Below are 18,694 nucleotides of genomic sequence, written 5' to 3'. Positions count from 1 at the left end.
TTGACAGGAGAAACACCATGACCGACCGGAAAATCCTGCTGACCGGCACCGTTGCCGCCGTGGCCCTGCTGGCGGTGGGGGGCATGTTCCTGGCCAGCCAGGGCGGCGGCGACCCGTTCGCCGGCTGCGGCGGGGCCGGGGCGGGGGGGGGCATGGACGCCTTTGGCACCGATTTCACCCTGACCCGCCAGGACGGCCAGCGTGTCACCGCCGAGCAGGTTTTCTCCAAGCCGTCGCTTCTCTATTTCGGCTATACGTTCTGCCCGGACGTCTGTCCGATGGACAGCGCCCGCAATGCCGATGCCGCAGCCCTTCTGGGGGAACAGGGAAAGGACGTGCAGACCGTGTTCGTCACCGTCGATCCGCGCCGCGACACGCCCCAAGTGGTTGCCGATTTCACCGCCCAGTTTCCCGGCGGCATGATCGGCCTGACCGGATCCGAGGAGGAGATCGCCGCCGTCAACAAGGGCTGGCGCAATTACTACAAGGCCAACGATGCCGACGATAAGGACTATTACCTGGTCGATCACATGACCAATACCTTTCTGGTGCTGCCCGGAAACAAGACCGTCGATTTCTTCCGGCGCGACACGACCTCCGAAGCGATGGCGGAACGTGTCGGCTGTTTTGTCGACGCGCTCGGCTGACACGCGATTGCCTCTGGCCCGGCGCTGCGGCAATGTGATCGCCTATGACTGGCTGGGGTGCGCGCGCCATGGAAGACGAAAACTTTGCCCGGACCGAACCGGGCCCCGATCCTTCGCTGCTGCTGGTGGACGACGACGAAATCTTCGTGACGCGTCTGGCGCGGGCGATGGAAAAGCGCGGCTTTTCCCCGCGGACGGCGATGGGCGTGGCCGATGCCCTGGCGATGATCCGCGACGATCCGCCCGCCTATGCCGTGATCGACCTGCGCCTGGAAGACGGCAACGGGCTGGACGTGGTCGAGGCGCTGCGCGACCTGCGCGCGGATGCCCGGATCATCGTGCTGACGGGATACGGCGCCATCGCCACCGCCGTCGCGGCCGTGAAAATGGGCGCCACCGATTATCTGGCCAAGCCCGCCGATGCCAATGACGTCACGTCCGCCCTGCTGTCGGATGCGGAACTCCTGCCCCCGCCGCCGGATAATCCGATGTCGGCCGACCGGGTGCGGTGGGAACATATTCAGCGCGTTTATGAACAATGCGACCGCAATGTCAGTGAAACGGCACGCCGCCTGCACATGCATCGCCGGACCCTTCAGCGTATTCTTGCCAAACGCGGTCCCCGCTGAATTAATAAGCCGTCTTGTAATTCTTATTGCCCTATATAATATTGGCTTTATCAAATTCACCATGGACGCACAAAAATGAACCCTGACCTGGACAAGATGACGCTCAAGGAACTGCGTGATCTTCGGGCAAAACTGGACCGCGCGATTAATTCCTTTGAAGATCGCAAGCGTCGCGAGGCCTTGGCCGCGATCGAGGAGGCCGCGCGCGAGCATGGCTTCAACCTGTCCGAACTGACGGGGGCAAAGCCCCGGCGTTCAGGAACCGTGGCGCCGAAATACGTGAATCCCGAAGATCCGACAATGACTTGGACGGGCCGGGGTCGCAAGCCGCGCTGGGTGCAGGACAGCCTGGAAGGCGGCAAGCAGCTGGACGATCTTCTGATCTGAAACGGGCCTTGCCAGCCTGTGTAGCGGGCGCGGGTTTTTCTCAGGCGGAACCGGCCGGTTTTTCCATCAGCATTCGGAACCGTTGCAGATACGCCTCCCGCACGTCGGCGGGGGGGCGTATCCGAATATCAAGCGCAGACAATATCAATTCGTTTTGCAGCGGAAACAGGCGTCTCGCCTCGGGCAGGGTAAAGCCGGCGATTTGAACGGCTTCAAGCCGCGCTGAAATACGGTCGGCGGTCTTGATTTTTGCCTTGACCGCCGCCGGCAATGCCGCGGGCAGGCCGAAACGGCCGTGGATGGCCGCCGTCAGGCGTTCGTCCAGCCTTCCATATTCGGCGCCAAGCGCGGCCTTCACCGGGGAAATCATGTCCCCGATCACATATTCCGGGGCATCGTGCAAAAGCGCGGCCAGGCGCCAGCGGGTTTCGATGCCAGGATGCAGGCGGCCCAGGATATCCTCGACCAGCAGGGAATGTTCGGCGACGGAATAGGGCCAGTCGCCGACGGTCTGGCCGTTCCAGCGGGCCACGAAGGCCAGGCCATGGGCGATGTCGGTGATCTCGATGTCCAGCGGCGTCGGATCCAGCAGATCCAGCCGCCGGCCCGACAGCATCCGCTGCCAAGCCCGGCGCGGTCGCCCCGCCATGACGGATCAGGACAGCCGCTGGTCGGCGGGCGCGCCCTGCTGCGCCTGGGCGCGGCGCGCCAGTTCCTGACGATACAGCGCCACGAAATCCACCGGGTCCATGTTGAAGGCCGGAAAGCCTCCGTCGCGGGTCACGTCCGAAATGATCCGGCGCACAAAGGGAAACAGCATCCGCGGGCATTCGATCATCAGGAAGGGGTGCATCTGGTCCTCGGGGACGCCTTCGATCAGGAAGACGCCGCCATAATCCAGTTCCGTCAGGAACAGGGTCGCATTGTCGGCCTTGTTGGTCGAGGTGACGCGGAACTTGGAAATCACCTCGTACTGGTGGTCGCCCGCGCGCTTGCGGGCATCCAGGCTGACCTGAACGGTGATTTCCGGCTGAACCTCGCCCTGCGGGGCGCCCTTGGTGGCGACGGCGTTCTCAAAGGACAGGTCGCGGATGTATTGCGCCAGGATCTGCATCCGCACCTGCGGCGCCGCCTGCGCCGTCCCGTTCGGGGTGTTTTCGTCGGCCATGGGATTTTCCTTGAAGACTGAGATTTGCGCCGGGTTTAGCAGGGGCGCCGCCCGTTCTCAATGCCGCGTCCAGCCCGATCCGCCCCGGCCCGATCCGCCCCGGCGCGGGGCCTGGCCGTCGTCCGGCAGATCCTCGGGCAGATCCAGGGGCGGGCGGGGGTTGCGGGCGGGGGCGTCGTCCTCGACCACGTAATCGGCATCGATCACCCCGTCGGCATAGGGAGGGCGATGGGATTCGCGGGCCATGTGGACGGTCCGCAAACGCATCCGCCGCCCAGCCCGCCGCACGATCAGGTCGCGCACCGGCGGAAGCAGCAGCAGCAGCGCGACGGCATCCGTGAAGAACCCCGGCACGACCAGCAACAGGCCCGCGATCATCAGCATCATCCCGTGCGCCAAGGGCCGCGACGGATCGCGCAACTGCGCCAGACTGCGCTGCGCCTCGGCCCAGGCATGGGCGCCCTGACTGCGGATGACCGCCATGCCCAGCACCGCGGACAGGATGACCAGCCCCAGGACCGCCCACACGCCGATCAATCCGCCAACCTGGATGAACAGCGCGATCTCGATGATCGGCAGCGCCACGATCAGCCACAACAGCCACATACCATTCCCTTTCCGGGCCAGGGGATAACTGGACTTGCCCCGGTCCAATCCCTACATAATGGCGCAGATCACCGATACCAGCCAAGACGGAAGAGGCCAATCGAATGAACAACCCGCTGCTTCAGCTGCTTGTCTTGGCAGGGATCGCGATTTTCCTGATCCTGCGGCTGCGTAACGTGCTGGGCACCCGCACCGGATACGAGCCCCCGCAGGTCGATGCGCCCGAACAGCCGCGCCCGCGCTTCGACGTGATCGAGGGCACGGCCGAGGAAGCCGACCACGACATCCTGGACCATGCCGAGGCCGGCAGCCCGACCGCCATCGCCCTGGTGGCCATGAAGGCGGCCGAGCCGTCCTTCGGCGTGACCGATTTCCTGAACGGCGCCAAATCGGCCTATGAAATGATCCTGATGGCGTTCGAACGCGGCGATCTGACCGATGTCCGGCCGTTTCTGGCCGAACCTGTGGCCGCGGCGTTCCAGTCGGTGATCGACGCCCGCGCCGCCAAGGGCCAGTCGGTTCAGGCCCAGTACATCGGCACCCGCGACACCGCCCTGGCAGGGGCCGAATACGACCCGGCCACGGGCATGGGCGAGGTGTCGGTCCGCTTTGTCGGCGAATTGATCGCGGCCACGCGCGACGCGCAGGGCAATGTGGTCGAAGGCGATCCCAAGGCCGCGCGCAAGCAGCGCGACACCTGGACCTTTGCCCGCCGAATGGGTCAGGACGACCCGAACTGGCAACTGGTCGCCACCGGCTGATGTCCCGCCGCCGGGGCCTGTCCCCCGAGGATCGGGAACTGTGGTCGCGCGTCGCCCGCAGCGCGATTCCCCTGCACCCGCAGCGGCCCGTCCTGCCGGAAACCGCCAAGGCCCGTCCTGGTCCGTCGGAACCGGACCGTTCGCCGCCCCTTGCGGCCTTTGGCTTCAAGCCCTTTCGGGTCGGACAGATCCCTGCGCCCGCCGGTTCGGCGGCGTCAGTGCCGATGCCCAGCCCGGCCCAGCGGCTGGCCGCCCAGCCGTTGCGCATGGATGCCAAGGTCCATCGCGGCATGACCAGAGGAAAGCTCGCCCCCGAGGCGCGGCTCGACCTGCACGGCATGACATTGGCACAGGCCCATCCGGCCCTGATCGGGTTCGTGCTGTCTTGTCATACCCAAGGACGGCGCCTGGTGCTGGTCATTACCGGCAAGGGCAAGGGCGACCATGGCCCCTTGCCGACGCGGGCCGGCGCCCTGCGTCATCAGGTGCCGCACTGGCTGCACATGCCGCCGCTGGGCGGCGCCGTTCAACAGGTCGCCCCCGCGCATTACCGGCATGGGGGCGAAGGGGCGTATTACGTGTATCTGCGCCGGAACGGCTGAGGCGCGGCAGTCATCGCGCGCCGTAATTGGCCTTGGGCCCGGCGAAATACCAGATGATGAGGCCCACCACCGGCAGAATGGCGATCAGCGCAATCCACAGGATCTTTGTCCCGGTGCTGACGTTCGTGTTGATGACGGACGCGATCGCCCAGACATCCAGCACGAAGATGATGATTCCGAAGACGTAGCCCATGGCGATACCCTTTGTCTGTGCGGCGCCAACCCGGAACGGGCGGCGCCGGTTCCGTCACAGCACATAGCGCGACAGATCGGTGGACCGCGCCAGATCGCCCAGACGGCGTTCGACATAGGCCGCATCGACCTGCACCGCCTCGCCCTCCTGGTCGGGGGCCGAGAAGGACAGTTCCTCGAACACGCGTTCGATCACGGTGTACAGGCGGCGGGCGCCGATATTTTCCACGGCCGCGTTCACCTCGGCGGCGATCCGGGCCAGGGCGGCGATGCCGTCGTCCGTGAAGCCCACGGTGACGCCCTCGGTCGCCATCAGGGCGGTATATTGCCGGGTCAGCGCGTTGTCGGTTTCCGTCAGGATGCGGATGAAGTCTTCTTCCGTCAGCGCCCGCAGTTCCACCCGGATCGGCAAGCGGCCCTGCAATTCCGGCAAAAGGTCGCTGGGCTTGGCGACGTGGAACGCGCCGCTGGCGATGAACAGGATGTGGTCGGTCTTCACGGGACCGTACTTGGTGCCGACGGTCGTGCCCTCGATCAGGGGCAGCAGGTCGCGCTGCACGCCTTCGCGGCTGACATCGCCGCCACGCGCGTCGGCCCGCGCACAGACCTTGTCGATCTCGTCGATGAAGACGATGCCGTTCTGCTGCACGGCGTCCAGGGCGGCGGCCTTGACGGCGTCATCCTCCAGCAGCTTGTCGGCCTCCTCGGCGATCAGCAGGTCATAGCTTTCCGATACCGTGACCTTTCGCCGCACACGGCGCCCGCCGAACGCCTTCATCAGGCCCGACAGATCCATCATCCCGCCCAGGGACTGGCCCGGCTGGCCCGGAATCTCCATCGCGCCCAGCGGGTTTGACGTATCCTGCACCTCCAGCTCGATCACGGTGCCGTCCAGTTCGCCGCGCTTCAGCTTGTCGCGGAACATCTGGCGCGTGCCGTCGCGGGCGTCCTTGCCGGCCAGGGCCTCGATCACGCGATCCTCGGCCGAGGCATGGGCGCGGGCCTTGACCGCCTCGCGCATCCGTTCGCGGGTGTCGATCATCGCGGCGTCGGTCAGGTCGCGGATGATCTGTTCCACGTCGCGGCCGACGTACCCCACCTCGGTGAACTTGGTCGCCTCGACCTTGATGAAGGGGGCGTTGGCCAGCTTGGCCAGGCGGCGGCTGATCTCGGTCTTGCCGACGCCGGTGGGGCCGATCATCAGGATGTTCTTGGGATACACCTCGTCGCGCAGGTCGTCGCCCAGCTGCTTGCGGCGCCAGCGGTTGCGCAGCGCCACCGCCACGGCGCGCTTGGCGTCCTTCTGGCCGATGATGAAGCGGTCCAGTTCGGACACGATTTCGCGCGGGGTCAGGTCGGTCATGGGTCTGCTTTCTTGGTCTGATCCGCAAATATGCCCTTGGGCCGGGAATTTGAAGGGCCGCGGCAGGGGGCGGCGGCAGGGCCGGTCACGTCAGGCGCCGATCACCTCGACCGTAAGGTTGCCATTGGTATAGACGCAGATATCCGCCGCGATGGCCATCGCACGGCGGGCGACCGCTTCGGCGTCCAGATCGGTGTCCATCAGGCCCCGCGCCGCCGCCAGGGCGAAGTTCCCGCCCGATCCGATCGCGGCCACGTCGTGTTCGGGTTCCAGCACGTCGCCCGCACCGGTCACGACATACAGGCCCTGGCCGTCGGTGACGATCAGCATGGCTTCCAGATTGCGCAGGTACTTGTCGGTGCGCCAGTCCTTGGCCAGATCGACGCAGGCGCGCTGCAACTGGCCGGGCGCGGCCTCCAGCTTCTTCTCCAGCCGCTCCAGCAGGGTGAATGCGTCCGCCGTGGATCCGGCGAAGCCCACCACCACGTCGCGCCCGCCAGGGTTCAGGCGGCGCACCTTGCGGGCCGTGCCCTTCATCACCGTCTGGCCCACGCTGACCTGCCCGTCGCCCGCGACCACCACGCGGCCGCCGCGCCGGACCGCCAGGATCGTGGTGCCGTGCCAGCCGGGAAATCTGTCATCCGCCATGGGGGTCTCCGGGGTTGCGGGTCCATGAAAAGGGGCGGCCAGCCCGATGGCCGCCGCCCCATGCCGAACGCGGCACGATCAGATCGATTCGTCGATCCAGCTTTTCAGCGCGGCCTTGGGGGCGGCGCCCATCCGGTTGGACACCACCTCTCCGTCCTTGAACATGAACAGCGCGGGAATGCCGCGCACGCCAAGGGCCGCGGCCTGTTCCTGGTTCTCGTCGATGTTGACCTTCACGATCTTGACCTTGCCCGCGTATTCCTCGGACAGTTCCTCGAGGGCCGGGCCGATCTGCTTGCAGGGGCCGCACCATTCCGCCCAGAAATCCACGATGACGGGGGTGTCGGCCTGGCGGACCTCGGTGTCGAACTGGCTGTCGCTGACGGGATGGGTGGCCATGGCGTGTCGCTCCTTCACGGAAATGAATGCCGGCAAGGCGCGGCATGAGGGCTGTTCCCAACAGCTATGAAGCCATGGCCCTGGGGTCAAGGGGCGGGTCCAGGGCGGCCATGGCCGCGTCCAGCACCGGATCGGGGATCGGCATCAGGCTGCGCGCGGCCGTCCACAGCACCGCGATCTGAACCGGTCGGCCCGGCCAGATCATCCGCAGGGCCGCGCGATAGGCCGCCATCTGCCGCAGGATCCCCTCGGGCGTATCCTCGGGACGGGGGGGGACCACGGCGTTGGATTTGAAATCCACGGCCAGGATCCGCCGGTCGCCGACGATCAGCCGGTCGATGGCGCCATGGATCATGCCCAGGCCCGGCAGGGGCGCGGTCAACGCCACCTCGGTCAGGATCTGCGCGCCGGGATCGGGCGTCATCACCGATGACAGGGCGGGCGCGCCGATGACCGCCGCCGCCTCGGACAGCAGCCAGGACAGTTCGGCGGCATCGGGCAGCCCCCCTTCGGCGCCCGCCAGCAGCGCGCGGGCGATGCGCGGCCAGTCGGTCGCGGGCTGATGGGGCAGATGTTCCAGCAGCAGATGCAGCCGGGTGCCGCGCAGCATGGCTGCGGCGGGGTCGGAATCGTCGCCGCCGTCGCCCAGGACCTTGGCGCCCCCCAACGCGGTCGCGGCGGTGGCCAGCATGCGCGGCGGGGGCGGGGGCGCACGGCGGCCCGCCCAGTCGGGCGCCGGCACCATAGGCGCCAGAACACGGTCCAGCGTCACCGCCTGGTCCGGCCAGTCGCCAAAGAACAGCCGCTGCGCCGCGCCCACGCCGTCGATGTCGATCGCGACCCGTTCCAGCGTGCAGCGTTCGGCGCCGACCGCCACCATGGAATGCCAGGATTCCAGACCGCTGCCCGTGTCGCCCGCCGCCGCCACGATCAGCCAGCTTTCGGCCCGCGTCATCGCCACATACAGCAGGCGGCGGCGTTCCTGTTCCTGGCGCAGGTCGTGGTCGGCCACGGCCTCGGCCACCGCATCGGGACGTTCGGCGGCGGTGCCGCGCCAGGCGGGCAGGGCGTCCAGGCGGATGGTCTGCTGGCCCCGGCCCGGCTTGCGCCTTTTGGTTTCGGGCAGGATCACGACCGGGCTTTCCAGCCCCTTGGATCCATGCACCGTCATCACCCGGATCAGGCCGTTCGCGCCGCCCGGCATCTGCCGCTTGATCTGCACGTCGTCGCTGCCCAGCCAGACCAGGAACCCCGTCAGCGACGGCGTTTCCACCCGGTCATAGGCCAGCGCCTGCGACAGCAGCTCGTCGATGCCGTCCTCGGCCTCGGGGCCCAGGCGGGCCAGCAGGGCGGCGCGGCCCCCGTGCCGGACCAGCAATCGCGATATCAGGTCATAGGGGCGCAGGTTGTCGGCCTGGGTCAGCAGGTCGAACAGCACCTCGAAGGCCGGGCGGTGGCGCGATTCGCGCAGGCGTTCCCACAGGAACTGGCGTCCGCGCCCGACGGCCAGGCGATACAGGTCGTCCTCGGACAGGTTGAACAGCGGCGATTTCAGCACGGCGGCCAGGCACAGGTCGTCCTCGGGCGTGGAGATGGCCGACAGGGTGGCGGTGATGTCGCGCACGGCCAGTTCGGCGGCCAGCTTCAGCCGGTCGGCGCCCGCGACGGGCAGCCCCGCGGCCTTGAGTTCGCGGATCAGGTCGTCGAACAGACCGGCGCGCCGCTGGACCAGGATCTGCACGTCGCCCGGCCCGATGGCGCGCACCCGGCCCGACCGGGCGTCCAGGATGGGCGTGCCGATGATCGCCTTGACCTGGCGGGCGATGGCGCGGGCCAGCTGGGTGTCGGCGGCGTTTTCCGCAGGGGCATCGACGGGCCGGGTCCAGTCGCCATCGTCGGGCTTTTCGGGTTCGGGCAGGGGCGGCCAGATGTCGATGCGGCCGGGCATGGTGTCGCGGAACGCGATGTGGCGGGGCGGATCGCCCAGGCCCTGGGCGGCATCGCCCGAAAACACCGTATCGACCAGCGACAGGATCGCGGGCGAGGAGCGGAACGAATGGGACAGGCCGCGCTGCTGCATGGGCTGGCCCACATTGTCGAAATCCTGGCGGAACCGGTCGCGCACGGATTCGAAGACCGCGATGTCGGCGCCCTGAAAGGAATAGATCGACTGTTTCGGATCGCCCACCACGAACAGCGTGCGGGGCCGGTCGTGCGCGCCCTGGCCGCTGGTGAATTCGTCGGTCAGCCGCCGGATCACCCGCCACTGTTCGGGACTGGTATCCTGGGCCTCGTCGACCAGGATATGATCGATGCCGCCGTCCAGCCGCCACAGCACCCACTGCGCCATGCTGGATTCGTCCAGCAGGTCGGCGGTGCGGCGGATCAGGTCGTCGAAATCCAGCCAGCCGTGCGCGGCTTTTTCGATGGCCAGCCTGCGGGTGAATTCATGCCCGAAACGATGCAGGGCCAGCGTCTTTTCGGCCAGCGCCAGCCCCAGCGACAAGGGCCGGGCCTCTGCCACGCGGACCATCAGCGATTCCAGATCGGGCATGAAGGGGGCGCAGGCCCCTTCACGCAAGGCCTTGGTGGGGATGTCGCCGATCTTGGGGCCGAAGGGCACGCGGGCCTTGGCGCCGAACAGCAGGCATTGACACAGGCGGTTCAAGTCGGCAGGGCCGGGATCGTGCCAGTTGCCCCCGGCAAGCTGTTCGGCCAGCTTGCTGTCCTTGGCGCCGCTGCGTTGCAGGATCGGAACCACGACGTCGAACAGATCGCCCTCGCCGCCGTCGAAGACCTGCGCCAGCAGCGCCGCCCGGTCCAGCCCCGGCGGCAGACCCATCGCCCGCCAGATGGGCGCGGGATCGGGTTCGCGGGGAAAGTCGGCGTCCGACAGCCCGGCCAGAAAGGCGTCCAGGTTGTCACCTGACACCAGCGATGTCAGGTCACGGACCGCGGGGGCGCCCTCGGCGGCCATGTCTTCCACGATGCGGGTGCGCAGGGCGCGGGCGGATCGGTCGTCCAGTTCCTGAAATCCCATCGGCACGCCGGCCTCCAGCGGGAACCGCCGCAGCAGGGCTGCGCAGAAGCTGTGGATGGTCTGGACCTTCAACCCGCCCGGCGTCTCGATGGCGCGGGCGAACAGGCGCCGGGCCTGGGCCAGGTCGGGTTCCGGCCCGCGATCCCCGCCTTCGCCAAGGTCGGCCAGTTCGCGCCGCAGGTCGGGTTCGGGCAGCATGGCCCATTGGCCCAGCCGCCCCAGCAGGCGGTTCTGCATCTCGGTCGCGGCGGCCTTGGTGTAGGTCAGGCACAGGATGCGTTCCGGCGCCGTGCCCGCCAGCAGCAGGCGCGCCACCCGGTCGGTCAGCACGCGGGTCTTGCCCGATCCGGCATTGGCCGTCAGCCAGGTGGACCGCGTGGGATCGGCGGCGGCGATCTGGTTCAGGCTGGCTTCATTCACCATCGCCCACCTTCATGACCTGCGGCGCGTCGGCCAGCGACCATTCGCCGTATCGCGCAAGATGATCGTAATCGCCCGCATAACCCATCTGTTCGGGCGCCCGCATCGCGGTAAAGCCCGTTTCCCCCGACAGATAGGCCGCGATCAGCCGCACGAAGCCGTCCCAGTTTTCCGTTTCCAGATCCGGGGAATACGCGCGGGGCTGCGTCTCTCCCTCTCCGCCCAGATGGATATAGCGGATACCCGCCACCTCGGCCGGGCCGAGCGCGTCGAAACCGCCGCGCCGGGCCATCGCGGCCTCGAGGATCAGCTGCTTGTCAAAGGCCGCGATCTGCCGGTCGCTGGGCGGCTTGCCGGACTTGTAGTCATAGATCATCACCTGACCGTCCCCCAGCAGGTCGATCCGATCGGGCTGGGCGGTCAGGACGAAATCCATCCCCGGCACCCGCACCTTGCCCCGCTTTTCCACGACCACGGGCTGCCCTTCGGCAAGGCGCGCCAGTTCGTCCGCGCAGATTTGGTCGGCAATGCGCCCCATCCGGGCGGCCCAGAAGGCGCGGGCGGCGGGCCAGGGCACGTCGCGGGCCAGAACCGTGTCCGTCAGCCGCAGGAACTGCGCCTTGAGGTCCGCGTGCGGCGTGCCGGGCGCGGGTTTCGAGGCGACCATGGCCTCAACGATGGAATGGAGCGTCTGGCCGCGCAGCGATGCGTCGGGTTCGGGCCGCAGCGGCGGCAGCGGGCGCAGGCCCAGGACGCGCTTGGCATAGACCGCATAGGGATCGCGGATCAGCAGCGACACGTCCGTCACCGGCAGTTCGCGGAACGGCGGCGCGGGCGGGATGGGGGACGGACGGGCGGCCGCCCGGAGGATGGCGGGGGGCCGCGACACGGCCGCCGCTTGGGCCAGCCAGCGGTCGCCCCGCGCGCGCATTGCCGCCAGCGCCTGCGGGCCGTTCCGGTCGGGCAGCCCGCCCATCAGGTTGGTCAGCCGGTTCAGCCAGCGCGACGGGATGGTTTCCGCCTCGGCATCGCGGCGGGCGCGGGTCAGGACCACGCGGGACAGGCCCATCGCCTGCTGAAAGTCGTGGGCCGCCAGCCCGATCAGCCGTTCCGGCAGGGGCAGGCCCGCCGCCGTGCGCATCTGCCGCGACAGCCAGGGATCGGGGGACAGGGGCTGGGGCCAGCCGCCTTCGTTCAGGCCCGACAGGATCACCGTGCCCCGGCCAACGATCCGCGCCTCGCGCGGGCCGCGGATATGGATCAGGTGAAAGGTGGTTTCCGCGTCCACCCGGACGGATTGCTGACCGATCTCGTCCAGCAGCAGCGCGCAGAATTCGGTGGCGCCCAGCGCCGGGCCTTCGTGGGCGTGTTCGGACAGATGGTCGATCGAGGCCCGCAGCAGCGCGCCGCGCTTTTCCTCCCACAGTTTCGACGCCTGGGGATCGCCGTCCGGCCCGGCGGCCAGCGTCTCGGCCAGGGCGATCAGGTCGCGCAGCCGGTCGGGAAGGGGACGCGCCGCGCGGTCGGCCGCCAGCGGCGTGATCCGGTCCAGCAGCGCGGCCAGCCAGTCGGCCCAGATCTTGCGCAAGCCGTCGCCCCGCGATCCCCAGTCGCGCAGGCAGGGACCGTCCGGAAAGGCCGGGCCGTTGCGGCGCAGTTCCAGTTCCAGGTCGCGGGCCAGGCGCCGCGCCTCGTTCGCGGGAACGGCAGCCGATCCGGTGACGCTGAGGGGATGTTTCAGCAGCACCAGCAGCCGGTCGATGGTCAGCGGCTGGCCGAACAGCGCGGCCACCTGGCGCAGGAACAGGCCGGGCGCGGTCAGCGCCAGCGGCTGGCCCGCGCTTTCGTCGGCGCGCAGATGCCAGCGGTCCAGGGCGGCGTTCACCCGCCGGATCAGGTTGCCATCGGCGGCGATCAGCGTCGCGCGTTCGGCCCGTTCGGCGGCGTCGCGCAGGATCAGGGCGATCACCTCGGCCTCGGTGCCCGGCTGGTCGGCCTCGATCAGGGTCAGGCCCTCGGTGGCGGGGATCAGGTCGGGCAGGCGCGGGCCTTCGGCGATCCACTGGTCGGTGACGGGCGCGGGCCGCAGCGCCAGCGAGATCAGGCGGTTGCGCGCGGGCACCGGCGGGGCCGTGCCGGTCCACCGGGCCGGACGGCCCAGCGCGGCGATCAGCGGCGCGAAACGGGCCTGGGGATGATCCTCGGCCTTGTGGTCCAAGCCGTCCCAGACTGCTTGCGGCTGGTCGAAGTCGAAGCCCGGCAGGATCACCGCCCCTTCGGGCAGGGCCGCCACGGCCTCCATGAACATCCGGGTGGCGCCGTGCGACCCGGTCGATCCCACCACGATGACCGGGCCGCCGGGCAGGTTGACGCCCTGCCCCCAGTCCCGGCACAGGGTTTCGGACGCCAGGCGCTGGCGCGCGGCGCGGTCCACGGGCGGGCCGTCCAGGTGGAACCGCGCGGCGATGCGCAGGAATGCCAGCGCGTTCTGCCAGTGGCGGGCGTGATCGCCGGTGTCGATCCCTTCCAGCGCGTCGGGGGACAGGCCCTCGTACTGCATTTCCTGCATCAGGCCGGACAGGGACCGCGCCAGGCTGGCGATGGAATGGCCCGCCGCCAGATCGCGGCGCGTTTCCAGCAGTTTCGCCACCAGCCGGGCCAGTTGCAGCCGCCGGGCCAGGGGCGCCGTTTCGGCCTGGCCCAGCATCGCCGGGATTTCCAGGTTGGTCACGGGCAGCAGGCGCGGCAGCAGCAGGGGGCCGCGCAGGTCAAAGGCGCATTTCAGTTCCGACAGCGTCAGCGCCGCGTTGGCATAGATGGTGACGCGGGCCATCGCCTCGGGCGGGCGGCCCGCCATTCGGTCCAGAAAGCCCGCCACGACCTCGTGGGCGAAATCGATGCCGGAGGGCAGGGCGTAGAGGCCGCGAAAGGCGGGTTCAGCCATGGATCAACTCCTCGGCCAGGGGGATCGCGCCGGGATAGCCCACGTCGCACCAGCCGCCGGGATGGACGATGCCATGGGCGCGGCCATCGGCGATCAGCCGATCCCACAGCCGGTTCAGCGAGAATACCCGGTCGGGGATGTCGGCCAGCCGGTCGGGGCGGATGATCTGCGCGCCGCCATAGACCAGATCGCCGCCCCGCGCGATGCGGCCCGCGTCGTCCAGCGCGAAATCCCCCGCCCCCTGCCGCGCCGTCGCCCGTGCCAGCGGCACCAGCATCAGCAGGGCGTCCATGTCGTCGCGCCAGGCGGCATTCAGCGCGGCCAGCGGGTTCGGCCCGGTCCAGACCACATCGGGATTCAGGGTCATCACCGGGTCCGTTCCCAGCAGGGGCAGCGCCTGGCGCAATCCGCCGCCGGTGTCCAGGATCGTGCCAGGCTCGTCGCTGATGGCCACGCCCCGGCCCGCCAGATGCGCGGCGATCCGGTCCCCCAGGTAATGCGTGTTGACCACCACCGGCCCCGCCCCGGCATCCCGGCCCAGATCCAGCGCGCGGTCCAGCAGGGTGCGGCCCGCGACCGGGATCAGGGGCTTGGGCAGGCGGTCGGTCAGGGGCCGCATCCGGGTGCCAAGCCCGGCGGCAAAGATCATCAGCGGGCGCATCGGGTTCGCAGGCTTTCGACAAGAACGGCATCGGGGGCGGGAACGGCGGCCAGCGCCTGCGCCAGCGGCGCCAGCGCCGGGTGTTCCAGGTTGCGCCGGACACAGCCCCAGACGCGCGGCATGAAGTCCAGGTAACGCGGCTTGCCGTCGCGCACGCACAGCCGGGCAAAGATGCCCAGGATGCGCAGATTGCGCTGCGCCCCCAGCAGCGCATAGGCGGCGCGGAACCGGTCGCCGTCCAGCCCGGTCGCAGCCAGGTATCGCGCGATGCAGGCGGATTCGATGGCGGGGTCCACATCGCGGCGGGCATCCTGCAAGGCCGATACCAGGTCATAGGCCGGATGGCAGGCCACCGCGTCCTGATAGTCGATCAGGCCCAGGGGGGCGTCGCCGCGCCAGATCAGGTTTTCGGCATGGAAATCGCGCAGGGCCAGCACAGGCGGCAGATCGGCGGCCAGATCGGCGTGAAGCGCCGCGATCAGGGGCGCGATGTCCACGCCCCCCGGATACCAGTCGGCAAACAGCCCCGCCTGATCGGCCAGGATCGGCCCGTCCAGCGGGGCCACGAAATCCGGCACCGGATGGCGGTGCAGATCGGCCAGCAGGTCGGTGATCCGGTCATAGACATGGGGCGCCATGCCGGGGTCGCGGTCCAGAACGCGCGCCACAAGGTCGTCGCCCAGATCCTGCACCAGCAGCAGGCCTGCCCCCTGGTCCTGCGCCAGGACCGCAGGCGCCGCGAAGCCATGGCCGCGCAGCCAGCCCGTCATCGCCACGAACGGCCCGACCGCGCCCGAGGGATCGTCCATCAGCACCGCGCTGTCCCCTGCCCCCGCCAGCCGGAAATACCGCCGGGCCGAGGCATCGCCCGCCAGCGGCAGCACCCGCGCATCGCCCCATCCCGCCCCCGCCACGAACGCCGCGCGCTGCGCGATCCGGGCCGCATCGGGCGCGATCAGGGTGATGGTCCGCAGATCGGGGTCGGCATGGGCGGCGAGGGCCACCGTGATCGCGCCGTCCGGCAGGCGGTCCAGCCGGTCGGGCCATTCGATCAGGCAGATGGCGCTGTCCAGCGCATCGTCCAGTCCCAGTTCGGCCAGTTCGGACGGATCGGTCAGGCGATACAGGTCGGCGTGCCAGATCTCGGTGCCCAAGGGATCGTCATAGGTCTGGACCAGGGTGAAGGTCGGGCTGGGCACGTCCTCGGCCCCCTCGCCCTGGCGGGCGCGGATGAAGGCGCGGGCGAAATGCGTCTTGCCGGCCCCCACCGGCCCGTCCAGCAGGATCGTGTCGCCGGGCCGCGCCGTGGCGGCCAGCATCCGCGCCAGGGCGGCAGTCAGGATTTCGTCGGCAATCAGGCGCGTCGTCATGGCCGTGTTCTAGCGGCTTCGGCGCGCCGGGGGAACCATCCGCGAACAGAGTTGATGCCGACAGGGCCTGATCCTGTTAGATTGGCCTGAAAGGAAGCCATCATGGTCCGCACCGCCCTTGCCCTGACGCTTGCCGTCGCCACCCCGGCCCTTGCCACGCAGGAATACAGCCTGCCCACGCTGTTCGACGTGTCGGGGGTGGCGGCGGACGATGTGCTGAACATCCGCGCCGACCCCGATGCCCAGGCCCCGATCATCGGCACCCTGGCCCCCGACGCCCAGGCGATCGAGGTGATCGACGAACGCGGTGGCTGGGCGCGGGTAAACGCCGGCGAGGGCACGGGCTGGGTGTCGATGCGCTATCTGGCCTATCGCACCGATGTCTGGCAGGAGGGCGAACTGCCCGATGCCTTCCGCTGCCTGGGGACGGAACCCTTCTGGGATGCCAAGGTCGAAGGCGGCGACCTGGTCCTGCGCAGGCCCGACGATCAGGCGGGCGACCGCCGCGCCGTGCAGGCGGTTCTGGACACCGGCATCTTCCGCGATCCCGCGCGGGTGGTGGTGGCGCGGGACATGACGCTGTTCGCGCAGCCGCGGATCTGTTCGGACGGCATGTCGGACCGGCTGTTCGGGCTGTCCGCGACGCTGGTGCTGCATGGGGAACAGCCCGCGATGCTGTCGGGATGCTGCACGATCGGGCGATAGGGGTTGGATGGAGGAATGGCGGGGTTCCACCCGCCATCATCCGATCAATTCAGCCCCAGCACGTCCTGCATGTCGTATTCCCCCGGCCCCTTGTCCTGGCCCCATATCGCCGCGCGGAGGGCGCCGCGGGCGAAGATCGCGCGATCCGTCGCCAGATGGCGCAGCACGATGCGTTCGCCCGCGCCCGCGAAGATCACGTCGTGTTCGCCCACCACGTCGCCGCCCCGGATGGCCGAAAAGCCGATGGTCCCTGGCACCCGCGCGCCGGTGATCCCCTCGCGCGCGGGGGTGCGCAGATCGGCCAGCGTCGCCCCGCGCCCTTCGGCGGCGGCCTCGCCCAGCATCAGGGCGGTGCCCGACGGCGCATCGACCTTCATGCGGTGATGAGCCTCGACCACCTCGATGTCCCAATCCTCGCCCAGGGCGGCGGCGACCTTGCGGGTCAGGCCCGTCAGAAGGTTCACGCCCAGGCTCATGTTGCCCGCGCGGATGATCGGGGCGTGGCGGGCGGCGGCCTTGAGGTAATCCAGATGCGGCTGTTCCAGCCCGGTGGTGCCGATCACGTGGACCGCGCGGGCCTGCGCGGTCAGTTCGGCGAAGGCCACGGTCGCTGCGGGCGCGGTGAAATCGATCACCGCCTGCGCTTGGGCGATCACCGCCACCGCGTCGTCGCTGACCGTCACCCCAACCGGCACCCCGCCCATCGCCTCGCCCACGTCGCGGCCGATCCAGGAATGGCCCGGCCGTTCCAGGGCGCCCGCCAGCCGCGCCTCGGGGTTGTCTAGGATCAGCCGGACCAGCATCCGCCCCATCCGCCCGGATGCGCCGGTGACGACGATCCCAGGCCGTGCGGGCGCATCCGTGTTCTGCAAGTCGCTCATGGGAACCTCCGGGCTGTCGTTGCAGCGTCATATCCCGTTGCGGGGCGGCCCGCGACCCCCTACATCGGGACGCATGGCACAGAACCGCTTTTCCCATGGCCCCGGCCCCTCGCAGCGCCAGCTTCGCGTGGGCGAGCTGATCCGCCGCACCCTGTCCGACGTGCTGGCCCGCGCCGACGTGCACGACCCGGACCTGAACCGCCATTCGATCACCGTGGGCGAGGTGCGGACCTCGCCCGACCTCAAGGTCGCCACGGCCTATGTCCTGCCGCTGGGCGGGCGCGATGCCGAGGATGCGCTGGCCGCGCTGCGCCGCAACGCGCCGGAACTGCGCCATCTGGTCGCCAGGGCGATGACGCTGAAATACGCGCCGCAGCTGCGGTTCCAGCTGGACGAGACCTTCGACCGGCTGGACGACACGCGCCGCCTGTTCGCCGACGAACGCGTGCGCCGCGATGTCGAGGGCGCGGATGGGGGTGACGATGCGGATTGACCTGCGCCCGCTGGGTGTCGCCTGCGGGATGCTGCTGGCCTGGGCAATCCCGGCGGCGGCAGAGGGCTGCAACCGCCTGACCCACGATGGCCAGGGCTATGTCGTCTGCGAGGTGTCGGCGGCGCAGGAACCCGCGTTGCGGCTGTGGCAGGACGGGGCTGACGGGCAACCCCTGCGCAATTTCGCCAATGTCCGCGCGACCCTGGGTCAGGGCGAAAGCCTGGCCTTTGCGATGAACGCGGGCATGTACCATCCCGATTACCGCCCCGTGGGCCTGCTGGTCATCGACGGGGCGGAAGTGCAGCCGATTGTCACCGGCGCCAGTAAAGACAACTTCGGGATGCTGCCGAACGGGGTCTTTTGCACCGGCGGCGCGCAGCCCTTTCAGGTGATCGAAAGCCGCGCCTTTGCCGCAGCCCGCCCCGACTGCCGGCTGGCCACGCAATCCGGGCCGATGCTGGTGATCGACGGCGGCCTGCATCCCCGGTTCCTTGCCGATTCGGACAGCCGTTACGTCCGCAACGGCGTGGGCGTGTCGCCCGACGGGCAGACGGCGTGGTTCGCGATTTCCGACCGGGCGGTGACGTTTCACGAATTCGGGCGGCTGTTTCGCGATGGGCTGGGGGTGCGCGACGCGCTGTATTTCGACGGCTCGATCAGCCGCCTGTATGCGCCGGGGGTGAACCGGGCGGATTTCGGGCGGTCGCTGGGGCCGATCATCGGGCTGGTCGAGGGCGCCGGTTGACGGGCTGCGGGTCCGCCGCTATGCCGCCGCCTT

At 69.2% G+C, this 18,694-nt stretch carries 20 protein-coding genes; 8 read left to right on the top strand and 12 right to left on the bottom strand.

From position 1 onward, the window contains the following. Positions 1-17 precede the first annotated feature (17 nt). The 3 genes from CHB77_RS03565 to CHB77_RS03555 all read left to right on the top strand — a co-directional run bounded on the left by CHB77_RS03565 (position 18) and on the right by CHB77_RS03555 (position 1,663). The gene (locus tag CHB77_RS03565; protein WP_089386815.1) at positions 18-647 is read left to right on the top strand and encodes an SCO family protein; all 630 of its coding nucleotides are present in this window, start codon (positions 18-20) and stop codon (positions 645-647) included. A gap of 68 nt (positions 648-715) precedes the next feature. Further along, entirely contained in the window at positions 716-1,276 is a 561-nt protein-coding gene (locus CHB77_RS03560; protein WP_089386814.1) for an ActR/PrrA/RegA family redox response regulator transcription factor, read from the top strand. Between the two features lie 75 nt (positions 1,277-1,351). After that, entirely contained in the window at positions 1,352-1,663 is a 312-nt protein-coding gene (locus CHB77_RS03555) for an H-NS histone family protein (RefSeq protein ID WP_089386813.1), read from the top strand. A gap of 40 nt (positions 1,664-1,703) precedes the next feature. Here CHB77_RS03555 and CHB77_RS03550 read toward each other — a convergent pair whose 3' ends face one another. Genes CHB77_RS03550 through CHB77_RS03540 form a run of 3 tightly spaced genes read right to left on the bottom strand, consistent with a single transcriptional unit; the run spans position 1,704 to position 3,437 of the window. Continuing rightward, positions 1,704-2,312: an HD domain-containing protein gene (locus CHB77_RS03550; RefSeq protein ID WP_089386812.1), complete on the bottom strand. Its 609-nt coding sequence runs from the start codon at positions 2,310-2,312 to the stop codon at positions 1,704-1,706. Between the two features lie 6 nt (positions 2,313-2,318). Next, the gene (gene secB / locus CHB77_RS03545) at positions 2,319-2,831 is read right to left on the bottom strand and encodes a protein-export chaperone SecB (RefSeq protein ID WP_089386811.1); all 513 of its coding nucleotides are present in this window, start codon (positions 2,829-2,831) and stop codon (positions 2,319-2,321) included. Positions 2,832-2,888: 57 nt separating this feature from the next. Beyond that, positions 2,889-3,437: an FxsA family protein gene (locus CHB77_RS03540; RefSeq protein WP_089386810.1), complete on the bottom strand. Its 549-nt coding sequence runs from the start codon at positions 3,435-3,437 to the stop codon at positions 2,889-2,891. Positions 3,438-3,541: 104 nt separating this feature from the next. Between CHB77_RS03540 and CHB77_RS03535 the strand changes: the two genes are divergently transcribed. Both CHB77_RS03535 and CHB77_RS03530 read left to right on the top strand, forming a co-directional pair. Further along, complete coding sequence (locus tag CHB77_RS03535; RefSeq protein ID WP_089386809.1) at positions 3,542-4,198, top strand: Tim44/TimA family putative adaptor protein; 657 nt, start codon at positions 3,542-3,544, stop codon at positions 4,196-4,198. Next, entirely contained in the window at positions 4,198-4,800 is a 603-nt protein-coding gene (locus CHB77_RS03530) for a Smr/MutS family protein (protein WP_089386808.1), read from the top strand. Before CHB77_RS03535 ends, CHB77_RS03530 begins: the two co-directional genes overlap by 1 nt. 10 nt (positions 4,801-4,810) lie before the next feature. Here the strand turns inward: CHB77_RS03530 and CHB77_RS03525 are convergent, their stop codons facing one another. From CHB77_RS03525 to tsaE, 8 genes are all read right to left on the bottom strand, one after another. Further along, positions 4,811-4,993, bottom strand: a complete 183-nt coding sequence (locus tag CHB77_RS03525) for a PLD nuclease N-terminal domain-containing protein (RefSeq protein WP_089386807.1) — start codon at positions 4,991-4,993, stop codon at positions 4,811-4,813. Between the two features lie 54 nt (positions 4,994-5,047). Beyond that, positions 5,048-6,355: an ATP-dependent protease ATPase subunit HslU gene (hslU, locus tag CHB77_RS03520; RefSeq protein WP_089386806.1), complete on the bottom strand. Its 1,308-nt coding sequence runs from the start codon at positions 6,353-6,355 to the stop codon at positions 5,048-5,050. Between the two features lie 90 nt (positions 6,356-6,445). Continuing rightward, positions 6,446-7,003 (bottom strand): ATP-dependent protease subunit HslV, encoded by a 558-nt coding sequence (hslV, locus tag CHB77_RS03515; RefSeq protein ID WP_089386805.1) that lies wholly within the window; start codon positions 7,001-7,003, stop codon positions 6,446-6,448. A 78-nt stretch (positions 7,004-7,081) separates the two neighbouring features. Continuing rightward, positions 7,082-7,402, bottom strand: coding sequence for a thioredoxin (gene trxA, locus CHB77_RS03510; protein ID WP_089386804.1), 321 nt, complete (start codon positions 7,400-7,402; stop codon positions 7,082-7,084). A 64-nt stretch (positions 7,403-7,466) separates the two neighbouring features. Then, positions 7,467-10,865 carry a double-strand break repair helicase AddA gene (gene addA / locus CHB77_RS03505; RefSeq protein ID WP_089386803.1) on the bottom strand — a complete coding sequence of 1,133 codons (3,399 nt, stop codon included), beginning with the start codon at positions 10,863-10,865 and terminating at the stop codon, positions 7,467-7,469. Next, complete coding sequence (gene addB / locus CHB77_RS03500) at positions 10,855-13,806, bottom strand: double-strand break repair protein AddB (protein ID WP_089386802.1); 2,952 nt, start codon at positions 13,804-13,806, stop codon at positions 10,855-10,857. Before addB ends, addA begins: the two co-directional genes overlap by 11 nt. Next, positions 13,799-14,467, bottom strand: a complete 669-nt coding sequence (locus CHB77_RS03495; protein WP_242626514.1) for a nucleotidyltransferase family protein — start codon at positions 14,465-14,467, stop codon at positions 13,799-13,801. Before CHB77_RS03495 ends, addB begins: the two co-directional genes overlap by 8 nt. Then, positions 14,455-15,837, bottom strand: a complete 1,383-nt coding sequence (tsaE, locus tag CHB77_RS03490) for a tRNA (adenosine(37)-N6)-threonylcarbamoyltransferase complex ATPase subunit type 1 TsaE (RefSeq protein WP_089386801.1) — start codon at positions 15,835-15,837, stop codon at positions 14,455-14,457. Before tsaE ends, CHB77_RS03495 begins: the two co-directional genes overlap by 13 nt. Before the next feature lie 102 nt (positions 15,838-15,939). On the opposite strand from tsaE, the gene CHB77_RS03485 reads away from it, so the two are divergent. Further along, entirely contained in the window at positions 15,940-16,542 is a 603-nt protein-coding gene (locus CHB77_RS03485) for a COG3650 family protein (RefSeq protein ID WP_089386800.1), read from the top strand. Between the two features lie 44 nt (positions 16,543-16,586). Here the strand turns inward: CHB77_RS03485 and dapB are convergent, their stop codons facing one another. Then, positions 16,587-17,423, bottom strand: a complete 837-nt coding sequence (gene dapB / locus CHB77_RS03480; protein ID WP_089386799.1) for a 4-hydroxy-tetrahydrodipicolinate reductase — start codon at positions 17,421-17,423, stop codon at positions 16,587-16,589. A 73-nt stretch (positions 17,424-17,496) separates the two neighbouring features. On the opposite strand from dapB, the gene rbfA reads away from it, so the two are divergent. After that, positions 17,497-17,916, top strand: coding sequence for a 30S ribosome-binding factor RbfA (rbfA, locus tag CHB77_RS03475; protein WP_089386798.1), 420 nt, complete (start codon positions 17,497-17,499; stop codon positions 17,914-17,916). Continuing rightward, positions 17,906-18,661, top strand: coding sequence for a phosphodiester glycosidase family protein (locus CHB77_RS03470; RefSeq protein ID WP_089386797.1), 756 nt, complete (start codon positions 17,906-17,908; stop codon positions 18,659-18,661). Before rbfA ends, CHB77_RS03470 begins: the two co-directional genes overlap by 11 nt. Positions 18,662-18,694: the final 33 nt, after the last annotated feature.

The organism is Paracoccus sediminis (assembly GCF_900188295.1).
GTDB lineage: Bacteria > Pseudomonadota > Alphaproteobacteria > Rhodobacterales > Rhodobacteraceae > Paracoccus > Paracoccus sediminis.
The sequence above is the reverse complement of the archived record's forward strand: the minus strand, read 5'-3'. Positions and strand labels throughout refer to the sequence as shown.

What these genes read in the sequence shown, in the direction of transcription:
- CHB77_RS03550 (WP_089386812.1), bottom strand. Translation starts at nt 2,312, where the DNA reads ATGGCGGGGCGACCGCGCCGGGCTTGGCAGCGGATGCTGTCGGGCCGG.
- secB (WP_089386811.1), bottom strand. Translation starts at nt 2,831, where the DNA reads ATGGCCGACGAAAACACCCCGAACGGGACGGCGCAGGCGGCGCCGCAG.
- CHB77_RS03540 (WP_089386810.1), bottom strand. Translation starts at nt 3,437, where the DNA reads ATGTGGCTGTTGTGGCTGATCGTGGCGCTGCCGATCATCGAGATCGCG.
- hslV (WP_089386805.1), bottom strand. Translation starts at nt 7,003, where the DNA reads ATGGCGGATGACAGATTTCCCGGCTGGCACGGCACCACGATCCTGGCG.
- CHB77_RS03525 (WP_089386807.1), bottom strand. Translation starts at nt 4,993, where the DNA reads ATGGGCTACGTCTTCGGAATCATCATCTTCGTGCTGGATGTCTGGGCG.
- CHB77_RS03560 (WP_089386814.1), top strand. Translation starts at nt 716, where the DNA reads ATGGAAGACGAAAACTTTGCCCGGACCGAACCGGGCCCCGATCCTTCG.
- CHB77_RS03495 (WP_242626514.1), bottom strand. Translation starts at nt 14,467, where the DNA reads ATGCGCCCGCTGATGATCTTTGCCGCCGGGCTTGGCACCCGGATGCGG.
- CHB77_RS03535 (WP_089386809.1), top strand. Translation starts at nt 3,542, where the DNA reads ATGAACAACCCGCTGCTTCAGCTGCTTGTCTTGGCAGGGATCGCGATT.
- addB (WP_089386802.1), bottom strand. Translation starts at nt 13,806, where the DNA reads ATGGCTGAACCCGCCTTTCGCGGCCTCTACGCCCTGCCCTCCGGCATC.
- tsaE (WP_089386801.1), bottom strand. Translation starts at nt 15,837, where the DNA reads ATGACGACGCGCCTGATTGCCGACGAAATCCTGACTGCCGCCCTGGCG.
- rbfA (WP_089386798.1), top strand. Translation starts at nt 17,497, where the DNA reads ATGGCACAGAACCGCTTTTCCCATGGCCCCGGCCCCTCGCAGCGCCAG.
- CHB77_RS03555 (WP_089386813.1), top strand. Translation starts at nt 1,352, where the DNA reads ATGAACCCTGACCTGGACAAGATGACGCTCAAGGAACTGCGTGATCTT.
- trxA (WP_089386804.1), bottom strand. Translation starts at nt 7,402, where the DNA reads ATGGCCACCCATCCCGTCAGCGACAGCCAGTTCGACACCGAGGTCCGC.
- dapB (WP_089386799.1), bottom strand. Translation starts at nt 17,423, where the DNA reads ATGAGCGACTTGCAGAACACGGATGCGCCCGCACGGCCTGGGATCGTC.
- CHB77_RS03470 (WP_089386797.1), top strand. Translation starts at nt 17,906, where the DNA reads ATGCGGATTGACCTGCGCCCGCTGGGTGTCGCCTGCGGGATGCTGCTG.
- addA (WP_089386803.1), bottom strand. Translation starts at nt 10,865, where the DNA reads ATGGTGAATGAAGCCAGCCTGAACCAGATCGCCGCCGCCGATCCCACG.
- hslU (WP_089386806.1), bottom strand. Translation starts at nt 6,355, where the DNA reads ATGACCGACCTGACCCCGCGCGAAATCGTGTCCGAACTGGACCGCTTC.
- CHB77_RS03530 (WP_089386808.1), top strand. Translation starts at nt 4,198, where the DNA reads ATGTCCCGCCGCCGGGGCCTGTCCCCCGAGGATCGGGAACTGTGGTCG.
- CHB77_RS03485 (WP_089386800.1), top strand. Translation starts at nt 15,940, where the DNA reads ATGGTCCGCACCGCCCTTGCCCTGACGCTTGCCGTCGCCACCCCGGCC.
- CHB77_RS03565 (WP_089386815.1), top strand. Translation starts at nt 18, where the DNA reads ATGACCGACCGGAAAATCCTGCTGACCGGCACCGTTGCCGCCGTGGCC.